Source organism: Paenibacillus sp. LC231 (genome assembly GCF_001860525.1).
Classification (GTDB): domain Bacteria; phylum Bacillota; class Bacilli; order Paenibacillales; family Paenibacillaceae; genus Paenibacillus_AQ.
Genome location: NZ_JFOM01000012.1, coordinates 1 through 21,036, shown reverse-complemented (window position 1 = coordinate 21,036; position 21,036 = coordinate 1). Strand labels below are relative to the sequence as shown.

Annotated in this window: 19 protein-coding genes, 8 tRNA genes and 1 rRNA gene; all 28 read right to left on the bottom strand. The window is 51.3% G+C overall.

All coding sequences use genetic code 11. The annotated features are described in order from the left end of the window. Positions 1–71: 71 nt before the first annotated feature. Entirely contained in the window at positions 72–1,025 is a 954-nt protein-coding gene (gene trxB, locus AK95_RS08040; RefSeq protein ID WP_071219455.1) for a thioredoxin-disulfide reductase, read from the bottom strand. Between the two features lie 111 nt (positions 1,026–1,136). Further along, positions 1,137–2,873, bottom strand: a complete 1,737-nt coding sequence (locus tag AK95_RS08035; protein ID WP_397376780.1) for a tetratricopeptide repeat protein — start codon at positions 2,871–2,873, stop codon at positions 1,137–1,139. Between the two features lie 89 nt (positions 2,874–2,962). Then, complete coding sequence (locus AK95_RS08030; RefSeq protein WP_071219453.1) at positions 2,963–3,913, bottom strand: ribose-phosphate diphosphokinase; 951 nt, start codon at positions 3,911–3,913, stop codon at positions 2,963–2,965. Between the two features lie 173 nt (positions 3,914–4,086). After that, positions 4,087–4,926, bottom strand: a complete 840-nt coding sequence (hisJ, locus tag AK95_RS08025) for a histidinol-phosphatase HisJ (protein ID WP_071219452.1) — start codon at positions 4,924–4,926, stop codon at positions 4,087–4,089. Between the two features lie 11 nt (positions 4,927–4,937). Then, positions 4,938–5,639, bottom strand: a complete 702-nt coding sequence (gene hisIE / locus AK95_RS08020) for a bifunctional phosphoribosyl-AMP cyclohydrolase/phosphoribosyl-ATP diphosphatase HisIE (RefSeq protein WP_071219451.1) — start codon at positions 5,637–5,639, stop codon at positions 4,938–4,940. After that, entirely contained in the window at positions 5,636–6,394 is a 759-nt protein-coding gene (gene hisF, locus AK95_RS08015) for an imidazole glycerol phosphate synthase subunit HisF (RefSeq protein ID WP_071219450.1), read from the bottom strand. Before hisF ends, hisIE begins: the two co-directional genes overlap by 4 nt. Positions 6,395–6,462: 68 nt before the next feature. After that, on the bottom strand, positions 6,463–7,194 hold the full coding sequence (hisA, locus tag AK95_RS08010) for a 1-(5-phosphoribosyl)-5-[(5-phosphoribosylamino)methylideneamino]imidazole-4-carboxamide isomerase (RefSeq protein ID WP_194540367.1): 732 nt from the start codon (positions 7,192–7,194) through the stop codon (positions 6,463–6,465). Between the two features lie 42 nt (positions 7,195–7,236). Then, the gene (gene hisH / locus AK95_RS08005; RefSeq protein WP_071219448.1) at positions 7,237–7,851 is read right to left on the bottom strand and encodes an imidazole glycerol phosphate synthase subunit HisH; all 615 of its coding nucleotides are present in this window, start codon (positions 7,849–7,851) and stop codon (positions 7,237–7,239) included. A gap of 3 nt (positions 7,852–7,854) precedes the next feature. Beyond that, positions 7,855–8,460, bottom strand: a complete 606-nt coding sequence (gene hisB / locus AK95_RS08000) for an imidazoleglycerol-phosphate dehydratase HisB (protein ID WP_009595657.1) — start codon at positions 8,458–8,460, stop codon at positions 7,855–7,857. 60 nt (positions 8,461–8,520) lie between these two features. Further along, complete coding sequence (gene hisD / locus AK95_RS07995; protein WP_071219447.1) at positions 8,521–9,804, bottom strand: histidinol dehydrogenase; 1,284 nt, start codon at positions 9,802–9,804, stop codon at positions 8,521–8,523. Positions 9,805–9,928: 124 nt separating this feature from the next. Further along, positions 9,929–10,576, bottom strand: a complete 648-nt coding sequence (gene hisG, locus AK95_RS07990) for an ATP phosphoribosyltransferase (protein ID WP_071219446.1) — start codon at positions 10,574–10,576, stop codon at positions 9,929–9,931. A gap of 53 nt (positions 10,577–10,629) precedes the next feature. Further along, the gene (locus AK95_RS07985; protein ID WP_071219445.1) at positions 10,630–11,823 is read right to left on the bottom strand and encodes an ATP phosphoribosyltransferase regulatory subunit; all 1,194 of its coding nucleotides are present in this window, start codon (positions 11,821–11,823) and stop codon (positions 10,630–10,632) included. Positions 11,824–12,219: 396 nt separating this feature from the next. After that, positions 12,220–13,446: an acyltransferase gene (locus AK95_RS07980; protein ID WP_071219444.1), complete on the bottom strand. Its 1,227-nt coding sequence runs from the start codon at positions 13,444–13,446 to the stop codon at positions 12,220–12,222. 181 nt (positions 13,447–13,627) lie between these two features. After that, positions 13,628–14,134 (bottom strand): acyltransferase, encoded by a 507-nt coding sequence (locus AK95_RS07975; protein WP_071219443.1) that lies wholly within the window; start codon positions 14,132–14,134, stop codon positions 13,628–13,630. 13 nt (positions 14,135–14,147) lie between these two features. Then, positions 14,148–14,798, bottom strand: coding sequence for a pyrophosphatase PpaX (ppaX, locus tag AK95_RS07970; RefSeq protein ID WP_071219442.1), 651 nt, complete (start codon positions 14,796–14,798; stop codon positions 14,148–14,150). Between the two features lie 7 nt (positions 14,799–14,805). Continuing rightward, the gene (lgt, locus tag AK95_RS07965) at positions 14,806–15,939 is read right to left on the bottom strand and encodes a prolipoprotein diacylglyceryl transferase (protein ID WP_071219441.1); all 1,134 of its coding nucleotides are present in this window, start codon (positions 15,937–15,939) and stop codon (positions 14,806–14,808) included. A 20-nt stretch (positions 15,940–15,959) separates the two neighbouring features. Then, positions 15,960–16,898, bottom strand: coding sequence for an HPr(Ser) kinase/phosphatase (hprK, locus tag AK95_RS07960; RefSeq protein ID WP_071219440.1), 939 nt, complete (start codon positions 16,896–16,898; stop codon positions 15,960–15,962). Between the two features lie 434 nt (positions 16,899–17,332). Next, positions 17,333–18,457, bottom strand: a complete 1,125-nt coding sequence (locus tag AK95_RS07955; protein ID WP_071219439.1) for an ABC transporter ATP-binding protein — start codon at positions 18,455–18,457, stop codon at positions 17,333–17,335. Between the two features lie 108 nt (positions 18,458–18,565). Beyond that, a complete protein-coding gene (locus AK95_RS07950; protein WP_071219438.1) occupies positions 18,566–19,786 on the bottom strand; it encodes a PucR family transcriptional regulator in 1,221 nt (406 codons plus the stop codon). Positions 19,787–19,936: 150 nt separating this feature from the next. Continuing rightward, a tRNA-Lys gene (locus AK95_RS07945) sits at positions 19,937–20,009 on the bottom strand. Between the two features lie 7 nt (positions 20,010–20,016). Further along, positions 20,017–20,102, bottom strand: a tRNA-Tyr gene (locus AK95_RS07940). Between the two features lie 12 nt (positions 20,103–20,114). Then, a tRNA-Phe gene (locus tag AK95_RS07935) sits at positions 20,115–20,187 on the bottom strand. 84 nt (positions 20,188–20,271) lie between these two features. Next, positions 20,272–20,348: transfer RNA gene (locus tag AK95_RS07930), tRNA-Asp, on the bottom strand. A 13-nt stretch (positions 20,349–20,361) separates the two neighbouring features. After that, positions 20,362–20,437 (bottom strand) — tRNA-Thr (locus AK95_RS07925). A 25-nt stretch (positions 20,438–20,462) separates the two neighbouring features. After that, positions 20,463–20,538, bottom strand: a tRNA-Val gene (locus AK95_RS07920). Positions 20,539–20,547: 9 nt separating this feature from the next. After that, positions 20,548–20,624, bottom strand: a tRNA-Met gene (locus AK95_RS07915). A gap of 32 nt (positions 20,625–20,656) precedes the next feature. After that, a tRNA-Ser gene (locus tag AK95_RS07910) sits at positions 20,657–20,748 on the bottom strand. Positions 20,749–20,910: 162 nt separating this feature from the next. Further along, a 23S ribosomal RNA gene (locus AK95_RS07905) occupies positions 20,911–21,036 on the bottom strand; the annotation flags it as partial.

Below are 21,036 nucleotides of genomic sequence, written 5' to 3'. Positions count from 1 at the left end.
TCGCCAAAACCGTCAGCTGTATAGCTCAGAGGCTTTTTCTATTTCACATATCATCCCCTAAAAGTCAGGGATTATTTATTCAGTGTTTCGCTCCAGTCATGCACCATATGGCCTTCGAGATATTTCTCGCAGTCCATAGCGGCCATACAGCCTGTGCCTGCAGCCGTAATCGCTTGGCGGTAACGTGTGTCCTGGACATCGCCGCAAGCAAACACGCCCGGGATGTTCGTCTCCGTCGTTCCCGGTTTAACCAGGATATAGCCTGTCGGGTCGGTTGTAATCTGATTGCCAAGGAAGCCCGTATTCGGCGTATGGCCGATCGCCACGAATACACCTTCCGCTTCAATCAGTTCTTCTTCTCCCGTTTCATTGTTGCGGACCTTCAACCCTTTAACTCCGGTTTCGCTGGTAACCACCTCAACCGGCGTACGGTCCAGAGCCCACTGGATCTTCTCATTCTCACGCGCGCGATCCTGCATGATCTTGGATGCACGCAGCTCGGTGCGGCGGTTCACTACCGTTACGCTGGAAGCAAAACGCGTCAGGAAGCTGGCTTCCTCCATCGCGGAATCGCCCCCGCCGATAACAATGATCTTTTTCCCGCGGAAGAAGAACCCGTCGCAAGTGGCGCATGTGCTTACGCCGCGACCAACGTTCTCCTGCTCTCCCGGAATTCCGAGATACTTCGCGGAAGCTCCCGTCGAGATAATCACGGACTCAGCCAGAAGCTCGCCCATGCCCTCGACATTCACCTTGAACGGACGCTCGGAGAAATCAACGGACTCGACCCAGGCGCTCTTGAACTCCGCACCGAAGCGCTCCGCTTGTTGACGCATATTATCCATCAGCTCGGGGCCCATGATTCCTTGCGGAAATCCGGGGAAATTCTCAACCTCGGTCGTTGTCGTAAGCTGACCGCCCGGCTGCATTCCTTCGATAACGAGCGGCTTCAAGTTCGCGCGTGCCAAGTAGATGGCTGCCGTCAATCCGGCAGGTCCTGTTCCGATTACGATTGATTTGTACATAGATACGGCCTCCTTTAAGGTGTCGATTTCTGTTACGTGCTACATCCTATTCAGGACTTATGGAATCTTCATGTACCAAGGTCTCCTAAGTATCCGAATATGGGTTCTTACTTAAATGTTTTCCGTAAATGGCCGGAAATTATCATCCGGCTGTGCTTTCGTTTCACATACGCTATCCATTTGACGTGCGTAACGGCTCACCGTTGATGGCGAAATGCCGTAACGGACAGCTACTTGTTCATAGGTCAGGGTTCTTCCACGCTTCTTGGCCGTCAAATATTCCAATGCCGCAGCCCAGCCCTCCACATTCCGAATGTTCGGAATATCAGGGTACAGCCGGCTCAGGAACTCGGACCAGAGATTCTCCATCTCTTTTTTCCAAAAAGCGTCTACCCGCATGTCCATGGTCTGCTCTGCCTTCTCCAGCACCGCCTTCCAGGAAGGCAGCCAATCCGGCAGCACCTCGCGGGTCTTGCTGCTGGATATATCGCGATCGTCGCGGCGTTCCTTCAGCCGATTGCTTGCGGCCTCCATCTGCTGGAGCACCAGGCGGGCGGCATCCTTCAGCTCCGCATCCTCTCCCGGTTCCTGCAGGAACGATTGCAGCGCATGCTGCACCTCTTCATCGGCAATCAATTCCAGCGTCCGGATCACCTGCAGCTTGGTATGGGGGTCGCCATGTCGGAGCGCCCAGAAGAACGAAGAACGAATCAGCGGATTTTGCTTCGCTTCCTCCGTCAATTTGTCGCCGTCATGCTCCCAGCGTTTGAACTGCTCTTCGAACGGAAGATGATAGTGATAACTCACCTTCATCTGTTTCGTACCGGTCTCTTTACGCTTCTGCAGCTGTGCCAGATAGAAATCCGGAATCACCGAATCCCCATCCAGCTTCAATGCTTGCCGCCAATATTTCTCGGCCCTGTCATAATAACCGCTATTGCATGCCGCAACGGCCGTGTAATGATACAGGCTAGGATCTCCGCTAAACTCCTCATCCTTCAACAACCGGCGAAAATGACCGTAGGCAATTTCGTGCTGCCCCAGTATTCCCATCGTTGTCGCCAGCTTAAACACATGCTCCTGATGGAAAGGAACCGTCACCGTTAGCATGTCCATCAACCGGTCACGCTGCTCCTGATTTCCTTCATGCTGAAAGAAGATAGCCAGATTGCATAGACCGTGCAGATTGCCCGGCTCCTGATCCAACACCTCGCCAATGGTGCGCTTCGCGGTATCAAAGCGTCCCATATAATAATAGGCTAGAGCCAGATTGTTGCGCGCAGCCAGAAAATCCGGATTATCCTTGACGATTTCCTCCAACAGCTTGACCGCTTGTGCGAATTTCCCTTCCTCCAGCAGTGCCCGCGCATGCTCATGCTCGACCACGCCTTCACGACTCTTGATCCGGTTCAGCTTGGCTGGACGATTCAGCTCGTAATGAAGCAGCTCCATCATCTCCTCAGCCTCATCCAAAAACTGACCGCTCGGGTCTTCCTCCAGATAGGTAACAAGCGCTTCTTCCGCTTTCTCGAATTGCTCCATATTGGCGTAATTGTTCGCCATATAGAAGTAGCACTCCGTCATCAACGGGTCAACCTGCTCCAGAATGTGAGCCAGCACATCGTTGGAAGCTTTATAATCTCCCGTCTCTGATAATATACCCGCCATATTGCAATGATTCACCGGATTATCCGGTTCATATTCAACAGCTTTGCGGAAATATTTCAGAGCCTTGTCATATTGGAAACGATCAAGCGAACGAACCGCGCGATCGAAGAAGAAATTGGCATTCATCTCGATAGATATAACATTGTGGGGGTCACTGGACCCATATGGATGACCATTCACGAAAAGCAAGGCACCTCCTTTAACTTGCTCCTCTATCCACAACAGTATAACACAAGTTTCAACGTCATTTGCAGAAAAAAGACACCAGTTTACACACCGGCGTCTTTGAACAAAGTGGCGATCGATCCGCCCTCGATAATAATATGGGTTGCCTGGGCTAACATTGGCGCTACGGACAGCACCTTAAGCCGCATCTTGCAGTGATGATCCGGGAGCACAATAGAGTCTGTGACCACGATTTCCTCGATATGTGCATGGTCGAGACGGTCAAGTGCTTCACCGGAGAAAAGGCCATGGGTCGCGCACACAATGGCATCATTGGCTCCCCGTTCCTTTAAGCTTTCCACCACTTGCACGATGGTGGTTCCCGTATCAATCAAGTCTTCGATAATAATCGGCGTGCGACCCGCCACGTCCCCAATGACATGGGTAATCACCGCTTCGTTATGGGCAGGACGCTGCTTGACCATCATGGCAAACGGCGACCCCAGGCGGCTCGAAAGCTTCTCGGCCGTCTTCGCCCGTCCGGCATCGGGAGAAACGATAACCGGATTCTCGATGTTCTTGGACTTCAGATACTCCGTAATCAAATCCAGCGCAGTCAGATGATCCACCGGTATATTGAAGAAGCCCTGAATGGCTGGCGCATGCAGATCGATGGTTATCACGCGGTTGGCACCGGCTGTGGTCAGCACGTCGGCTACCATTTTGGCCGATATCGGTTCACGCGGCGCTGACTTTCGTTCCTGTCTGGCATAACCGTAATAAGGCACAATGATATTGATCGTTCTGGCGGAAGCGCGCTTCGCGGCATCAATCATCACCAATAGCTCCACGAACATTTCATTGATAGGGTGAGAAAAGGACTGCAGCAGGAAAACATCGCAATTGCGGATGCTCTCTTCAAAGTGCACATAAACTTCGCCACTCTGAAAGCGGGAAATCTTGATCTTTCCCAGTTCAACTCCCAACTGCTGACTGATATTTGCGGCAAGCGTCGGATTTGAAGTGCCGGCGAACAATCGTAATGAACGATACATGAGGACCTCCTGACGAGAGTGGTTGATAATGTCGGCTGATGCAGGGATCTCGTTGAAAGCGCTATCGTCAAATCAGGCCGTTCCCGCCTCCGTCAACCTCTTCGAAGAAGGGTCTCTAGGAGTAGAAAACAGCCGTCTGCAATAAACCTGTTTGCAATTAGTGCTTTTCTTTATTATACATGGTTTCCCTCAACATTCAAAAGCACCATCTCCCGCTTCCGGTTACGGAAGGTCGCAACCTCCCGAACGCCAAGCTCCGATAGCAGTGCCCGGGCCTGATCCAGATGCTCGCCCAGCTTCATCGGCTGGTGGGCATCCGACCCTAAAGTCAACGGAATGCCAAGCTTCATCGCTTCCTCCAGCATGCGGCGGCTTGGAAACATTTCCTCACAGGCCTTCGATAAGCCGGAGGCGTTCAGCTCCATGGCTTTTCCGCTTTGAGCCACGGCTGCAAGCGCTCCTTGTTCCAGAGCGATCACTTCCGGCTTCTGCTCGAGGCCCGGCCCATAACCGAACCGCTTGATCACGTCCAGATGGCCCATGATATCGTAGAAGCCGGTCGCGGCGGCTTTCTGGACCGCATCATAATATCGTCTATAAACCTCAAGCGGATCCTTGCCCTCCCAGCCTTGGGTCTGACGGTAATCCGTAATATCCCATTCACCAAGAAAATGAACGGAGCCAATGACATAATCCCATGGATAGTCATTCACAATTCGCTCAATCTGTTCTTCATAACCCTCGATATAATCGCCTTCGAGTCCGATCCGAATGTCAATCTGCCCTTGGTAGCGTTCCTTCAACTGCAGGCACTCTTCCACATAACGCGGCAGTTCGTCCATTGGCATGGCCATCTCCGGATAGTACGTTTCCGGATCCACGTGTATCAAAGGCATATGATCCGACAAGCCCAATTGATCCATCCCGAGTTCAATAGCGCGCCGTACATACTCCTCCAGCTGCCCCTCGGCATGCCCGCACCGGGCATGGTGGGTATGGTAATCAATATGCATCGGTAAGCCTCCTAATCGCGGCGCGGCCGTTCATGGCGGCGGCTTAGCTCATCCATGATCTCATCCAGCGGGAGCTTCCGCTCCTGGAGAAGTACCAGCAGATGGTAGATCAGATCGCTGATTTCAAGCTTAAGCTCGGCATTGTCTTTATTTTTGGCGGCGATGATCGTTTCCGAAGCTTCTTCGCCCACCTTCTTAAGGATTTTGTCTACCCCTTTATCAAAGAGATATGTCGTATAAGCCCCTTCAGGCCGCTCCACTTCACGCTGGGCAATGACCTCTTCCAGCTCGGCAAGAACCGCAAATCGCCCGCTCTCTGCAGCTGCACGGTTGTTCACAGGCCCGCTCTTCTGCCCCTGAACCGTAATCTCATTGTAGAAGCAGGTCGTTTGTCCGGTATGACAAGCTGGTCCCTTCGGATTCACCTGCAGCAAGAGGGTGTCTCCATCGCAATCGTACGTCATGGCAACCACGGTCTGGACGTTCCCGGAAGTTGCTCCCTTATGCCACAGCTCCTCGCGCGAACGGCTCCAGAACCAAGTTTCCCCGCTTTCCAGCGTCAAGCGAAGAGACTCCCGATTCATATAAGCCATCATCAGCACCTGCTTGCTCTGTGCATCCTGTACAATCGCCGGCACCAAGCCCGAGGCATCCCAACGGATATGCTCGCTGACCTGCTCCAGGGATAAATCCTTCAACATATCTTCGCTCACCGTATATCCACTCCTTTTTGACTAAGCTGCAACTTCAGATGAGGAATCGAGATCTCTTTATAATGGAAAATCGTTGCGGCAAGACCCGCATCCGCCTTGCCCTTGGTAAACACGTCATAGAAGTGATCCTCTTTGCCTGCGCCGCCGGACGCGATAACCGGGATCTGCACCGTCGAAGATACGGCAGAGGTTAGCGACAGATCGAACCCATCCTTCGTTCCGTCCGCATCCATGCTGGTCAACAAAATTTCGCCCGCACCCAGGCTTTCCGCCTGCTTTACCCAATCCAGCGCTTTGATGCCGGAGGGCGTACGTCCGCCGTGCGTGTACACTTCCCATTCTCCCCACGCTTCGTTGTACTTGGCATCGATGGCTACAACGATGCATTGGGAGCCGAATTTGCGCGCTCCGGCCGAGATAAGCTCCGGCTGCTTGACCGCTGCCGTATTGATCCCGATCTTATCCGCGCCCGCCCGCAGAATCCGCTTCATATCCTCGACGGACGAGATGCCTCCACCCACGGTAAAAGGGATGGCAATTTCCCCTGCCGTTCTCCGCACGACTTCCTCCATGGTCGCCCGGCCTTCGACCGATGCCGAAATATCCAGAAAGACTAGCTCGTCTGCGCCTTCCCGGTCATAGAGCGCCGCCAGTTCCACGGGATCGCCCGCATCGCGGAGATTCACAAAATTTACGCCCTTCACCACCCGGCCGTCCTTCACGTCCAGGCAAGGTATGATCCGTTTTGCCAGCATGCCTTTCCCCTCTTCCCCTATGAACTCTGTCGATCAATCGCTTATTTGAACGGAACCTAGGTCCAGCCTCACTTGATTCGAGTAATGGCCTCGTTCAGATCAATATTGCCTGTATAGAGTGCCTTGCCTACGATTGCTCCGCCTACACCGTCACCGCTGTGCGCGCTGAGCGCCAGCAAATCGTCCAGCTTCGTCACGCCGCCCGAAGCGATGACCGAGCGGCCGCTGGCTTTGGCAAGCGAGACAATCCCCTCCACGTTAGGCCCCTGCATCATCCCGTCACGGGAAATATCGGTAAAGATGAAGGTTTCCGCTCCTTTGGCTGCCAGCTCCTTAGCCAACACTTCGGCTTGAACCTCGGACGTTTCCAGCCAGCCTCTAGTTGCCACGTATCCGTTGCGCGCATCGATCCCGATGGCCACCTTATCCCCGTACTTGCCCAGCACCTCTTCCGTAAAGACACGGTCTTCAATCGCCGCCGTACCGATGATCACCCGGCTGACGCCAAGCGACAGCAGCCTCTCCACATCTGCCAGCGTGCGCAGGCCTCCGCCTACCTGAACCGGAACCTGAACGCTGGCTGCGATCTTCCCGATGATATCGTCATTTACCGGATGGCCTGCCTTGGCTCCGTCCAAATCCACGAGATGAATAAACGTGCCGCCCTGCTCTTCCCACGATTTGGCTACCTCCAGCGGATTATCATTGTATACCGTTTCTTGATTATAATCGCCTTGCACGAGTCTGACGCATTTGCCGCCACGTATATCGATTGCCGGATATATGATAAAAGAGGACATCCCCATTCCCACTTTCCTTCTGGTCTATTTGATCGCCTTGCATTACGTTAATGTCAAAGCCAAGAAATTGCGAAGCAGGCTCATCCCAAGCTCCCCGCTCTTCTCGGGATGGAACTGCATGCCGTACACCGAACCGCGCCCCACGATGGCTGTCACTGGTTGACCGTAATCGGTAACCGCCAGCAAATCAGCCTGAACCTCAGGAAGAACATGATACGAATGGACAAAATACACATGACCTTCCTCAAGTCCCGCAAACAGCGGATGCTCCCGCTTCTCGAACTGCAATGAATTCCAGCCCATATGCGGCACCTTGTAGTCACCACCCGTAAACCGGACAACCGATCCGGGCAAAATATCCAGCCCTTCAAACTGGCCATGCTCCTCACTCCGGCTGAACAGGAGCTGCATGCCGAGGCAAATTCCCAGCAGCGGCTTCCCTGATTCCGCAGCATCCTTCATGACCGAGTCCAGCGAGGTTTCGCGCAGCTGCTCCATGGCATCGCCGAACGCGCCGACGCCCGGCAGAATGATGCCATCCGCAGCCAGAATCTCCTCCCGCTTCCCCGTGACGAGCGGCTCATACCCAAGCCGCTCCACTGCTTTGCTCACGCTGTGCAGATTGCCCATGCCATAATCCACGATTGCAATCGCCATCGATTAGAGCACTCCCTTCGTGGATGGCACGCCGGTCACGCGCGGATCCACGGTAGTCGCCTCATCCAATGCACGGCCGAGCGCCTTAAATACCGCTTCAATCATATGGTGGGTATTGTGTCCGTAATGAACGATGACATGCAGCGTGATACGGGCTTCCAGCGCCAACTTCCACAGAAATTCATGAACAAGCTCGGTATGGAAAGAGCCTACCTGCTGCGAAGGATATTCCGCTCGGTACTCAAAATGCGGGCGGTTGCTTATATCTACAATGACTTGAGCAAGCGCCTCATCCATCGGTACAAACACGCTGGCATATCGCTTAATACCCTTTTTATCGCCCAGCGCCTCGCGGAACGTCTGCCCCAGGCAAATCCCGATATCCTCCACCGTGTGATGGTCATCGATCTCAATATCTCCCTTCGCTTTCACGCGAAGATCAAATTGGCCATGCTTCGTAAACAAATCAAGCATATGATTCAGAAACGGTACATCGGTCTCCAGTTCCGAGATCCCGGTTCCATCGACATTGAAATCCAAGGCAATATCGGTTTCATTGGTTTTGCGGCTCACGCCGGCTGATCTTGCTGCTGCATCCAAACTGCTCACGTTGACTGCCTCCTCTATACGTATCTAATATAACGAATCATTGATGCTCCTCTTTATTGATTAACGCTCCTGCTCCAGCCGAAGCTCGATCGCCCGGGCATGGCCTTCAAGCCCTTCTCGCCGGGCCAGCTCCATAATCTGCTCTCCGTCGCGCAGCAGCGCTTCCTTGCTATAGTAGATCAAGCTCGATTTCTTAATGAAATCGTCCAGATCCACCGGCGACGCAAACCGTGCCGTCCCATTCGTCGGGATGATATGATTCGGCCCTGCAAAATAATCACCTACCGGCTCCGAGCTATATGGCCCGAGGAAGATTGCGCCTGCGTTCTCGATCTGGCCCACGATGGCCATCGGCTCCGCCGTCACGATCTCCAGGTGCTCCGGCGCCAAACGGTTAATAACTTCTATCCCTTCTCTAAGGGATTCCGTGATGATCACCGCGCCATAAGTGTCCACGGAGGCCCGGGCAATGTCGCGCCGCGGCAGCAGCTCAAGCTGCCGCTCTACTTCGGCGGCAACGGCCTCACCCAGCTTGCGTGAAGGCGTTACGAGAATGGCCGAGGCCATCTCGTCATGCTCTGCTTGGGAGAGTAAATCCGCCGCAATATACGAAGCATCCCCGCTGTCATCGGCCAATACCGCAATCTCGCTAGGACCGGCCAGGCTGTCAATATTGACCGCACCATATACTTCTCGCTTGGCCAGCGCAACGTAAATATTGCCGGGACCGCAAATTTTATCAACCGGGGAAATGGTCTCCGTACCGTAGGCCAACGCCGCAATCGCCTGAGCTCCTCCAACGCGGTAGATCTCCGTAACGCCGGCCTCGGCCGCTGCTACCAGGATATAGGGATTAATCCCATCCTTCCCGCCGGTTGCCGGGGGAGTAACCATGACAATCTCGGGCACGCCTGCCACTTGCGCCGGGATTACGTTCATCAGCACGGACGAAGGATAGGCTGCCTTTCCTCCGGGCACATATACACCCACGCGTTTCAACGGGCGAATGATCTGCCCCAAGATGCTGCCGTCGGCTTGAAGATCCATCCAGGAATTCCGCTTCTGCTTCACATGAAAAGCGCGTATGTTTTCCGCGGCAGCCTGAATTGCCTTCACGAACGAGGGCTCCACATGATCATAAGCCGCTTTGAGCTCTTCTTCTGTAACTCGAAGCTGATCTGCGGTCAGACGGACACGGTCCAATTGCTCGGTATGCCGCAGCAAGGCAGCATCTCCTTCAGACCGAATATCCCGCACAATCGCCTTCACGACTTCATTCTGCTCTGGTGTGCCGTAATCATTTTCCCGTTTCAGCTGAAAGTCCCGTGCTGATACAACCTTCACCTTAATCTCCCCCAATCCCGCTGCTTGCATCACATTCTGTTTTCGATACACGCATATCGTTTCTGACTCAATCGATAATCAATCTGTCCGATCACCATACTCATCCTGTTTGTAGCTGTGTTTCTTAGCGCTGTATATTCGCTCCCTCAGACATAATGACCGTTTGCAGGCGATCGCATAATGCCTGAATTTCATCATTCTTCATCCGATAGCTGACGCGATTGGCAATCAGGCGACTTGTGATCTCAAAGATGCTGGTCATTTCTATCAGTCCGTTCTCCTTGAGCGTTTGGCCTGTTTCCACCATATCCACGATCCGGTCCGCCAACCCGATAAGGGGTGCAAGCTCAATCGAACCGTTCAGCTTAACCACCTCAACCTGCTGGCCTTGTTCACGGAAATACTGCGAAGCGACATTCGGATATTTGGTGGCAACCCGCTGCCGAATGCCCGGCTTCCAGTCCGGCAAGCCGATAACCGACATCCGGCACCTTGCGATGCCGAGATCGAGCAGCTCATAGACGTCCTTGTTCTCTTCCATCAGCACATCCTTGCCAACGATTCCGATATCCGCGACACCGTATTCCACATAAGTCGGCACATCCACCGGCTTTGCCAGAATAAATTCCATTCCTGCCTCCGGCAAGGGAATGACCAGCTTGCGCGTCTCATCCACATCGAGGGGAATCGGAAGTCCGGCTGAACGGAACAGCGCGGATGCTTTTTTATATATACGCCCTTTGGGCATCGCTACTTTCAACGTTTCCGCCACGTTCAAATCCTCCTGACCTTGACCTATATAAAATAGGGTGATATATCAACGTTCTATCGAAGGGTAATGATCTCCTGGTAGCCTCTGTTAAGCAGACTGCCGGATACGACGGGCACGCCTTCATCGCGAATATTCGCCGAATCCGGAATGATCGAAGTGATGACGGTATGGCCCTGCGCCCGCAGTTCTGACGCTTTCGCCAAACCTTCTTTGCGACAAGAAGCCGTGTAACGGATCAGAATGGGCAGCTCCTCCGCAATCTCTTCGCCCTGCACCCCATCCAGAATACGATTAGTTTTGAGTGCAAAGCCTGTTGCCGGGACTGCACGGCCAAACTGCTGCAGCAGCTTGTCATAACGACCGCCGCTTGCGACCGGTGAGCCAAGTTCAGCGGCATATCCCTCGAATGTCATTCCGGTGTAATAGGAGAAGTCCCCGAGCATCGTCAGATCAAACAGAACATGCCTGGAGACATCGTATGCCTCCAGCACCTCCCATACTCTGCACAGATGCTCAATAGAAGCTCTTGCGAGATTGTTGCTGCTAATCTCAAGTGCCTGCCCGGCAATCTCCCGGCCCCCGCGCAGCTTCAGGATTCCCTCCAGCTGGTCCTGCTGTGTCTCCGTAAGGAGCAGACTAGCAATGGTGTTACGGTATCCGACATAGTCGCGGTTCAGCAGGTCCTGCTTCAGGCTCTCTTGATCCTCCGTCCGCTCAGGCAGCAATTCCTGGAGCAGGCCATTAAGGTAACCCATATGCCCCATCGCGATTTTGAATTTCTCCACGCCTGCCGCCTTCAGGGATTCGATAGCCAGTGCAATCACTTCGGCATCGGCCTCCGGTGTATCGTCGCCTACAAGCTCTACACCCGTCTGGAAGAATTCAGCCTCCCGGCCCGCCTCCTCTTCGATTGCGCGAAATACATTCGCATGATAAGACAAACGCACCGGTAACGGCTCATCCTTCAGCAGCGACGACATGACCCTTGCTATGGGAGCGGTCAGATCGGACCGCAGCACCATTGTCGTTCCGCGCTTATTCAATAATTTAAACAGTTTTTGGTCCGACGTAGAGCTAGCCACGCCTACCGTATCGTAATATTCCATCGTTGGTGTCATAATCTGCCGGTATCCCCAGCGGTCCATACATGCCAGCACTTCACGTTCAATCCGGCGCAGCTTCGTGACCGCATGAGGGAGATAATCACGAACACCTGCCGGTTTCTCGAAGCCTTTCGGTTTAGACATGACGCTCCACCTCAAATTCAGAAAAGTCTTTAATATGGTAAAGTGGTACCTTGATAATAAATTAAAGGATATTGGCTATATTACCATGAACTCTGCCCGATCGTCAATGCATCATGGACGCTTCCTGCTATGTATCGTTCTCTGTTGTTCTTCACCTTAGCCGCCAAAGAATTCGCTTAACTTCTGGGTATAATTGTAAAGCTGGAGTGGCTTGCTTGTCTATGGGTTAAACCTCTCCCATGTCTTTTGCGGCATAAATACAAATACATTAGCTGGTATCGTATGATTAGGCCCCCCGTAATCTCTGAATGACCCAATCATACAAAAAAGCCGCCCGATTGCCGGACGGCTTTGCTTCATCATGTTTGGTAAGAATAAAGAATATACCTGCTATGATTATAGATCAACTGATTTCTTGCTGTCGCCTGCAACGGTGTCTTTTCTCTGCGATGGCGATTTTGGCGCTTTGGATGATGGCTTCAATGATCGTGGAACGCTGCCAAGCAGCACCCAGGAGCCTGGAATCCACCGGAACACCGTTTGTACGACCAGCGCACTAACAATCAGCGCAGTTACCATGCCGCCATAAATCCAGATGAGATAATCATCGGTTACCGGATTCAGCTTGAGATCGTACTCCCGATACAGGAACAGCCAGAGAGGATGCACCAGATAGATCGCGAAGGACAACTCGCCAATCCGCGTCAGCAGCTTCACGATGAGTCTCCAACCGCTGTTATACAGCCAGCTGGCCAGCTGCATCAGCACAATGGCGGAGAAAACCGTGTGCAGATTCCATAACAGCTCGTACAACAGGGAGTCGTATTTGGCACCGTGCAATCTCTGATTGTACCAAATCTGCACGTGCGACAGCGCCATCGCGAGCCAGCCCGCCCATAACACGACTGTACCTGCTCTTTGACCTGACGTCTGCTTTTTCCAAGATGACGTAAGCCAGCCCTTGAATTTGTCGTAATTCATCGCCAGATAAGCACCCAGCATATAGTAGGCTAAATACGAGATCGCCAAGCTTCCTTTAAACGTGTAGTGCAGCTCGTATTTATTCCATATGATAAAGCCCCATTGAAGCAGGAACCCGATGGGAACCGCCCACCGTACGAGAAACCGGGACGATTTGAACAGCTTGAGGAATATCGGAAACAGGATATAGAACTGCAAGCTAATAAACACAAAGTATAAGTGCGTATAGTTCTGCCCCCGAATCAAGCGTTCAAAGAAAATCGGCATCTGTGCCCATAGATCAAATGAGCTGTTGAGCAACCCGTTCTGATACATCCGCACAAAGAAATAGATGATCGAGAACAACACATAAGGCAGCAGAATGTACAAGAGCCGCCGTTTGTAGAAGTTTTTGATCAGATCCTTGGTCAGCGGTCGGTCCGCATAGTTATAGAACAGCACAAAGCTGCTTAGGAATATAAACGAGGGTGTACCGTATTTAAAGAAAATATTCAAAAAATTAATAATATAATAGAATCGCGAATCAATCGCATCGACCGTTGCAAATGAAGTCGCATGAACGTGAAGCACGCCCAGGATGGCCAGCGCACGATAAATATCGAGCTGCGGGAGCCTTTCCTTTTTGTTCAGCGTTGCACTCATGTCAGGCGTCGCCTCCTTGTTTTCAAGTATTTTCATAGAGTCATTGTATAAGGATAGGCGGGCAAAAAAGTCCCTCAAGGCTATCATACCCAGGGGACTATTGAATCGCTTTGTGTCATGTTATCCTCTACTCATTCTACAATAATTCAGGTAGCTTGAGAACCTAACTTGTCACATTACCTCAAATTGACTCACTTTCCGTTGATGTCCTCTTCAGCTCTTGCAATGGATTGCCGCCTACAAAAACACCCGGTGCCACATCTTTATGTACGACAGACCCTGCTGCAACAACCGCGCCATCTCCGATCGTTACACCAGGCAAAATCGTGGTGTTCGCGCCGATGAGCACGTTCTCCCCGATCCGCACTTCACCCAGACGATATTCCTTTATTAAATACTCATGGGCAAGAATCGTTGTATTGTAGCCGATCACCGAATTCTCGCCGATGGATATTTTCTCCGGAAAAAACACATCCACCATGACCATCAATCCAAACGCGGTATGCCTCCCCACCTTCATCCCGAGCATATGACGGTATATCCAGTTCTTCAAGGGCAGGATAGGACAATAGCGGGCCAACTGGATAAAGATGAAGTTCTTGACGCCCTTGAACGGGCTTACAGTGCGGTAGATTTGCCATAACGCGTTGGGCCCTTCTACAGGATAACGGGTAATCTTTCTGGCCATGCTGCCAAAACTCCTATTCCTCTTGAAGTCCTACGATCTCATACAGGTCTTTCATATCCTTTAAAACATAATCCGGACCATACTCCATCAGCTTCTGCTCACCCTTCAGGGACCAAGCTACAGCTGCGGCCTTCACGCCCGCCGCCTTGGCAGATTGAATATCGACCGGGCTGTCCCCGATCATCAACGTCGTAGCCGGATTGGCGCCCAGCCGCTCGATCGCCGTCAGAACAGGCTCAGGATGCGGTTTCGGATGCTCGACGTCGTTCACCGTCACAATCGCCGACATGAAACGCTCCAGATCGTACTTCTCCAAAGTCATCATCGTGGAAGGACGAATCTTCGTGGTTACGATCCCCAGTGAAAGCCCGTGACGATGAAGACGCTCCACGACTTCATTTACATGGGGGAACGGTCGAACCATCTCATCATGATGAAGCGTGTTGAAGGAGCGGTATGCTTTGATAAGCGGACTAACGTCCTCAACGCCCCCCGAGAAAGCCTGAAGCTGCTGCTCCAGCGTGGTTCCCATATGTGGAATGATCTGCTCCCTGGTTAGCGCTCCTGGGGTCTGAGCCTCGAAGACATGCAGAAACGACGAGATAATCAATTCATTCGTATCAATAATGGTTCCGTCCAAATCAAACAGTACGGTTTCGATCATGCTGCAACTACTCCTTTTTGTCCTCCGTATCTGGGTTTATTGCCGGAGTATCTTCTACTGGGGACGATTTAACTTCCGGCTCCTGGACTTGGGTTAGAGAGCTTTTGTCAGCCGTCTCTGCTGGCTCTGCTGCCGGTTTGTCCTGCTTAACAGGTGCCTGCGCAGACGACTTCGCGGCTTTATTGGTCTGAAGGTCCGCTTCAGGTGTAGGACCTGCTCCGGTTTTCGTTGACACGATAGGGTCCAAATAGCGCACATTGGCGCGACCCGTTACACGGCGCACAATGATCAGTACGATGCCTCCAATGACAATCAATACGGACAGCAGCTGGGAGATCCTAATATTGCCGTAAGCCGGGTCCAGATGGCCCAGTTCAAAGCCCATCCAAGTCATCGGTGCCCACAACGTATTGTTAATGAAGTCGGCAAGTCCGGCTGCGCCTTGGAACGCCAAACTGTCCGTGCGCACGGCTTCAATGAAGAATCGACCGATGGAATACCAGATGAAATATCCGATGAAGAGCTCGCCTGCGCGCAGGAATTTCTGCCTGCGAAGAATAAGCAGAATGACAATACCCACCAAGTTCCATAAGGATTCATATAGGAAGGTAGGATGATGGAATACGCCTTGTACATTCATTTGATTGACGATGAAATCAGGCAAATGGAGCTGCCCGCGTAAAAAGGACTCGCTTACAGGACCGCCATAGGCCTCCTGGTTCACGAAGTTCCCCCAGCGACCAATGATCTGGCCGGCCAACAGGGACGGAGCACAGATATCGGCAATCCGCCAGAAGGAGTAGCCTTTTCTGCGAACATAGATCAACGCACAGATAATGGCACCAATCAGGGCACCGAATATGGCAATCCCGCCGTTCCATATTTTGAACACATCCAGGAAGTTGTCTTTATAGTCTTCCCATTTAAAAGCTACATAATAAATACGAGCACCAATGATTGCGGAAGGCACGCCAAGCAAGAGCAAATCCATGAAAAATTCCTGCGGAATACCAAAACGCTTCCCCTCGCGAATGGCCAGTAACAGCCCCGCCAAAGCACCCAAACCCAAAATCAAGCCATACCAATGAACACGCAGCGATCCGATGGAGAACGCCACCGGATCGATGAGCAATGTTTGCATCTTTTATAACCTCCCTAGTCCTAGTCCAAATCGTCCATATCTTCAGCGATCGTAGCTGTCAGTTTGTTCGTAAACTGCAGCGCAGCATTCAGTCCCATTTGTTTCAATCTGTAGTTCATAGCTGCCACTTCAATAATAACCGCAAGGTTACGTCCTGGACGAACCGGAATGGTGACCAGAGGGATGTCCGTCTCAATAATTCGTGTCGTTTCTTCATCTAACCCCAGACGATCATACTGTTTATCCTGCTGCCAGGCTTCCAATCGCACAACAAGGGTAATCCGTTTATTGTTTCGAACGGCTCCTGCACCGAATAACGTCATTACATTAATAATACCGACTCCGCGAATCTCCAGAAGATGGCGAATGAGCTCCGGCGCCGTACCGTGCAGCTGAAAATCCGATGTCTGACGTATCTCCACCGCATCGTCCGCAATTAATCGGTGTCCGCGTTTGACGAGCTCCAGTGCCGTCTCGCTTTTCCCGATACCGCTTGAGCCTGTTATCAGCATCCCTACGCCATAAACATCGCACAATACCCCGTGGATGGTTGTAGTTGGTGCAAGTTTGCGTTCCAGAAAGCTTGTGAATCGGCTTGTCAGAATGGTTGTTGCCATGCTGCTGCGCAGTACAGGCAAACCTCTCTCATTCCCGAGTTCCACAAGTTCCTCCGGCACCTCCAAGGAACGTGTTACGACGATACAGGGTGTTTCTTCCGTGCACAGGCTGCGCATCCGCTCTTTACGCTCTTCCGGCTTCAGCATTCCGAAGAAAGCCAACTCCGTGCGCCCCATAAGCTGAACCCGTTCCCGCGGATGGTATTCAAAATAACCGGCCATTTCCAATCCCGGGCGATTCAGATCGTCCGTTGTAATCTGACGTTTCAAGCCCTCCTCACCTGCGATGACCTCCAGCTGAAACTGCTGGACCAGCTCGGATACCTTCACTTTCTTGGCCATGGTCTTACCCCTCTTCTTCCATTGTATGTTGACATCACAACGGAACCGCCATATGGCACTTCCCGTCTTGGATGATATATTCCATCATTCAGTTATTCCTAAAGAGACTTCTGCACACTTATCTGCGACCTGGCAATTATCATGAAATATGCTCAACATCCCATATGTTCAATACTTATGTATGCCTTGCTTTGTGCTTATCTTATCGAAAAAAGCCAATGAATGCAATTCTAACCGACTACTCCATTGCGACATTAGGCTTATATAGAGGTGTGCTTTAAATAGATTGCTGCCCATGGGAAACCTCAACTGGTATCGGCAAAGGAGATCCAAACCTTTTCCCAGGGCGGGAATCCTAGCGTGATATTGTCTTTTTCTCCTAAAAAAACCGCCCCTTGAGGGGGCGGTTTTCAAGAGATCCCGATTGCTGAAGATTAGTCTTCGAGCAATACGTTCAATTCAGACTCTTTATCAAAGATATGAACTTTGTTCATGTCGAGTGCCAATTTCACATTGTCGCCTTCGCGAGTTGTCGAACGTCCGTCTACACGGCCGATAACCGTATCGGTGCCCAAGCCGCTCAAGTACAAGAGCATTTCGTGACCAAGGTTCTCGGTTACATCGACTTTTGCAGAGAAGATTGTGTTCGGGGAAGCTTCCAGGAAGACTGGCTCTTCATGAATATCTTCCGGACGAACACCCATGATCACTTCTTTGCCAATCATGGATTTATTTTTGAGCAATTGTGCTTTACCACCTGGTACTTGAACGTTCAAGCCCTGGGAAGTGAAGTATACGCCACCGTTTTGCTCGGACAATTTACCGTTGATGAAGTTCATGGTTGGGGAACCGATGAAACCAGCAACGAACAGGTTGTTCGGATTGTTGTACAGTTGCTCTGGGGAATCCGCTTGTTGAATGATGCCGTCCTGCATAACAACGATACGGTCACCCATTGTCATAGCTTCTGTTTGGTCATGCGTTACGTAGATACAAGTGGTTTCAAGACGCTTAACCAGCTTGGTGATTTCGGCACGCATCTGACCGCGGAGTTTCGCATCCAAGTTGGAAAGCGGCTCATCCATCAAGAAGACTTGTGGATCACGGACAATCGCACGACCCAAGGCAACACGCTGACGCTGACCACCGGACAGAGCTTTTGGCTTACGCTCAAGCAAATGCTCGATATCCAGGATTTTTGCTGCTTCACGTACACGCTTATCGATTTCGTCTTTCTTCACTTTACGGAGTTTCAAACCGAATGCCATGTTCTGGTATACGTTCATATGTGGATACAAGGCGTAGGATTGGAATACCATCGCGATGTCACGATCTTTAGGTGCTACATCATTAACAACACGGTCGCCAATGTAAAGTTTACCCTCAGAAATTTCCTCAAGACCTGCGATCATACGCAGTGTCGTGGACTTACCGCAACCGGAAGGACCTACCAAAACCAAAAATTCTTTATCTTTAATATCCAAATTAACGTCAATTACAGTTGCTTTATCCGAACCTGCATACTTTTTGTAAATATGCTCTAAGCGTACACCAGCCATGTGCATTTGCCCCCTCATATGAATGTTATGAAATCGAATACAATTAATTTATAATCTTATATTACCCCATAGGCACCTGACTTGCTATACACAATCTGCACAAAAAACCTATTTCCTTTTCGTCACTTTATACAATAGAAGCGTTATTTTCACTAAAACCGCATCACTGAAGCTGCGAACATCTAGCCCCGTCTCCTGTTTAATCTTATCCAGGCGGTACAGCAGCGTGTTACGGTGGATATACAGGTGCTTGGCCGTCTCACTCACGTTACAATCCAATTCGAAAAAAGACTCGAGCGTTGACAATGTCTCGCTATCCTCGAACAAATCGGTATGGCCGGCAGCGTACTCGCGCAGAAATTGATTGCGCTGGTACTCGGGAATGCTATAAACCAGACGCTCCAGATGAAGCCCGGTCGATAAATGGATATGTTCCTTGACCTGGAATGTACGGCCAATGGTCATGGTCTCTCTTAACATGCTAACGGTCTGTGGCAGAGCGTGCAGCGCATTAACCGCTGGTATCGCAGAGATATGGAAATCCCCCACCCATTCCGTTGAAATCAGCTCGTAGAGCCCCATACAGAATAAGGAGAGCAAATCCTGGTCGCCTTCCAACGAGGTATCCTCTTTATCATCCGTCGTTATACCATCCAGCAATTCTTGGTTCGCTAGGATAATCCATTCCTTATCAAGCAGCGGCACCAGAATGATGTCCCCGCCAAAATAGCTGCGCAGTAATCGATGCAGCGCCTTATAGCTTGGAGTGGGGGCATGCTCGCTCTCATGAATTAGAAGAAAGGGAACCATGTCCTCTGTCAAACTTGTCCGAATCCACATTTCCTCTGGTAATTCAGCAAGCAGTTCACCGGCTTGCAGGCGTTCCTTTAACCAACCACCCAACTGTTGGGCGCGTCGTTCTTCTTCAACTTTACCGGTATTCTTGGGTACTCCCCCTGACATCGTATCCTGCAGGCTCGACAATAGTAGAGTTATAAGCCCAATCTCCGACTCCGTCAGAGCACCCTGATCCGCTACGATTACCCGGCTAGGATCCTGTGGATTCACTGGAATCCAAATCTCACCCAGGTCCTTGCGAGCATAGGCGCCGTTAACCCTTTGTGATTTGTGCGAGGTTCCGTTTCCGTTTTCTACACGGTTATTAGACCCCTGGGCTCTTACCTCATGACCAATCCGATCACCGAATGGCGGTGAGGTCGCCATTGATTTTGTTAACCATGCCGCTTCCTGATCATTCAATGTTTTTAAACCGAGTGAGGTACCCAAGGTCTGCTCCAGTTTCTGAACGATGTGCTCCATCTCCACCATTGATGACTCCACCACTTTATCGTTTTTTCTTATTTTAGCATAAGACCCAGTACAAGCGACAATGCCTTCTCTCTAAGCCTATTTACATTGGACAAAAACAGCTTAAAACAACACAAAAAGAGCCGTCAACGTTGTTGACGGCTCTTCGGATGAGCCATGAAGGACTCGAACCTTCGACACCCTGATTAAAAGTCAGGTGCTCTACCAACTGAGCTAATGGCTCTTATTACTGGTGGAGGATGATGGATTCGAACCACCGAACTCGGACGAGAACAGATTTACAGTCTGCTGCGTTTGGCCACTTCGCTAATCCTCCAGGATATAAAGGTGGCTCGGGACGGAATCGAACCGCCGACACGAGGATTTTCAGTCCTCTGCTCTACCGACTGAGCTACCGAGCCTTACATAAATGACATAAAAATAAAGTTCGGCATCCCACTTTAATCTGTGGAAAACCGACTATTTTTATTCCTTAAAATTAATAATGGCGGAACTGACGGGATTCGAACCCGCGATCTCCTGCGTGACAGGCAGGCATGTTAGGCCTCTACACCACAGTTCCACATTATTAAAGATGGTGCCGGCGAGAGGACTTGAACCCCCAACCTACTGATTACAAGTCAGTTGCTCTACCAATTGAGCTACACCGGCATGGTAAGGTGATAAAAATAGTACATGGTGGAGGCTGAGGGGATCGAACCCCCGACCCTCTGCTTGTAAGGCAGATGCTCTCCCAGCTGAGCTAAGCCTCCAGGTATGTATGGTAGCGGCGGAGGGGATCGAACCCCCGACCTCACGGGTATGAACCGTACGCTCTAGCCAGCTGAGCTACACCGCCATATAAACCTATTTGCGTTCAAGTTATTCAAATGGCGGAGAGAGAGGGATTCGAACCCTCGCACCGCTTACGCAGTCTAACCCCTTAGCAGAGGGTCCCCTTATAGCCACTTGGGTATCTCTCCATCATAACTTGTATGCAGTTACAGAGATTGATTCCCTGAAAACTAGATACGAAACGATCTTTGCAGCACATTAGAATTCGTAGCATTCACCCGATGTGGTATCGGGGTCCCCGGAAAGTATTCGGCGTTGCTCCAAAGCTTCGCTTCACTTTTTGGGGTAATTTGGATAAGCCCTCGACCGATTAGTATTGGTCAGCTCCATGCATTGCTGCACTTCCACCTCCAACCTATCTACCTCGTCGTCTTCAAGGGGTCTTACTAATTGGGAAATCTCATCTTGAGGGGGGC

What these genes read in the sequence shown, in the direction of transcription:
- trxB (WP_071219455.1), bottom strand. Translation starts at nt 1,025, where the DNA reads ATGTACAAATCAATCGTAATCGGAACAGGACCTGCCGGATTGACGGCA.
- AK95_RS08030 (WP_071219453.1), bottom strand. Translation starts at nt 3,913, where the DNA reads ATGTATCGTTCATTACGATTGTTCGCCGGCACTTCAAATCCGACGCTT.
- hisJ (WP_071219452.1), bottom strand. Translation starts at nt 4,926, where the DNA reads ATGCATATTGATTACCATACCCACCATGCCCGGTGCGGGCATGCCGAG.
- hisF (WP_071219450.1), bottom strand. Translation starts at nt 6,394, where the DNA reads ATGCTGGCAAAACGGATCATACCTTGCCTGGACGTGAAGGACGGCCGG.
- hisA (WP_194540367.1), bottom strand. Translation starts at nt 7,194, where the DNA reads ATGTCCTCTTTTATCATATATCCGGCAATCGATATACGTGGCGGCAAA.
- hisH (WP_071219448.1), bottom strand. Translation starts at nt 7,851, where the DNA reads ATGGCGATTGCAATCGTGGATTATGGCATGGGCAATCTGCACAGCGTG.
- AK95_RS07985 (WP_071219445.1), bottom strand. Translation starts at nt 11,823, where the DNA reads ATGTCTAAACCGAAAGGCTTCGAGAAACCGGCAGGTGTTCGTGATTAT.
- AK95_RS07980 (WP_071219444.1), bottom strand. Translation starts at nt 13,446, where the DNA reads ATGAGTGCAACGCTGAACAAAAAGGAAAGGCTCCCGCAGCTCGATATT.
- AK95_RS07975 (WP_071219443.1), bottom strand. Translation starts at nt 14,134, where the DNA reads ATGGCCAGAAAGATTACCCGTTATCCTGTAGAAGGGCCCAACGCGTTA.
- ppaX (WP_071219442.1), bottom strand. Translation starts at nt 14,798, where the DNA reads ATGATCGAAACCGTACTGTTTGATTTGGACGGAACCATTATTGATACG.
- lgt (WP_071219441.1), bottom strand. Translation starts at nt 15,939, where the DNA reads ATGCAAACATTGCTCATCGATCCGGTGGCGTTCTCCATCGGATCGCTG.
- hprK (WP_071219440.1), bottom strand. Translation starts at nt 16,898, where the DNA reads ATGGCCAAGAAAGTGAAGGTATCCGAGCTGGTCCAGCAGTTTCAGCTG.
- AK95_RS07955 (WP_071219439.1), bottom strand. Translation starts at nt 18,457, where the DNA reads ATGGCTGGTGTACGCTTAGAGCATATTTACAAAAAGTATGCAGGTTCG.
- AK95_RS07950 (WP_071219438.1), bottom strand. Translation starts at nt 19,786, where the DNA reads ATGGTGGAGATGGAGCACATCGTTCAGAAACTGGAGCAGACCTTGGGT.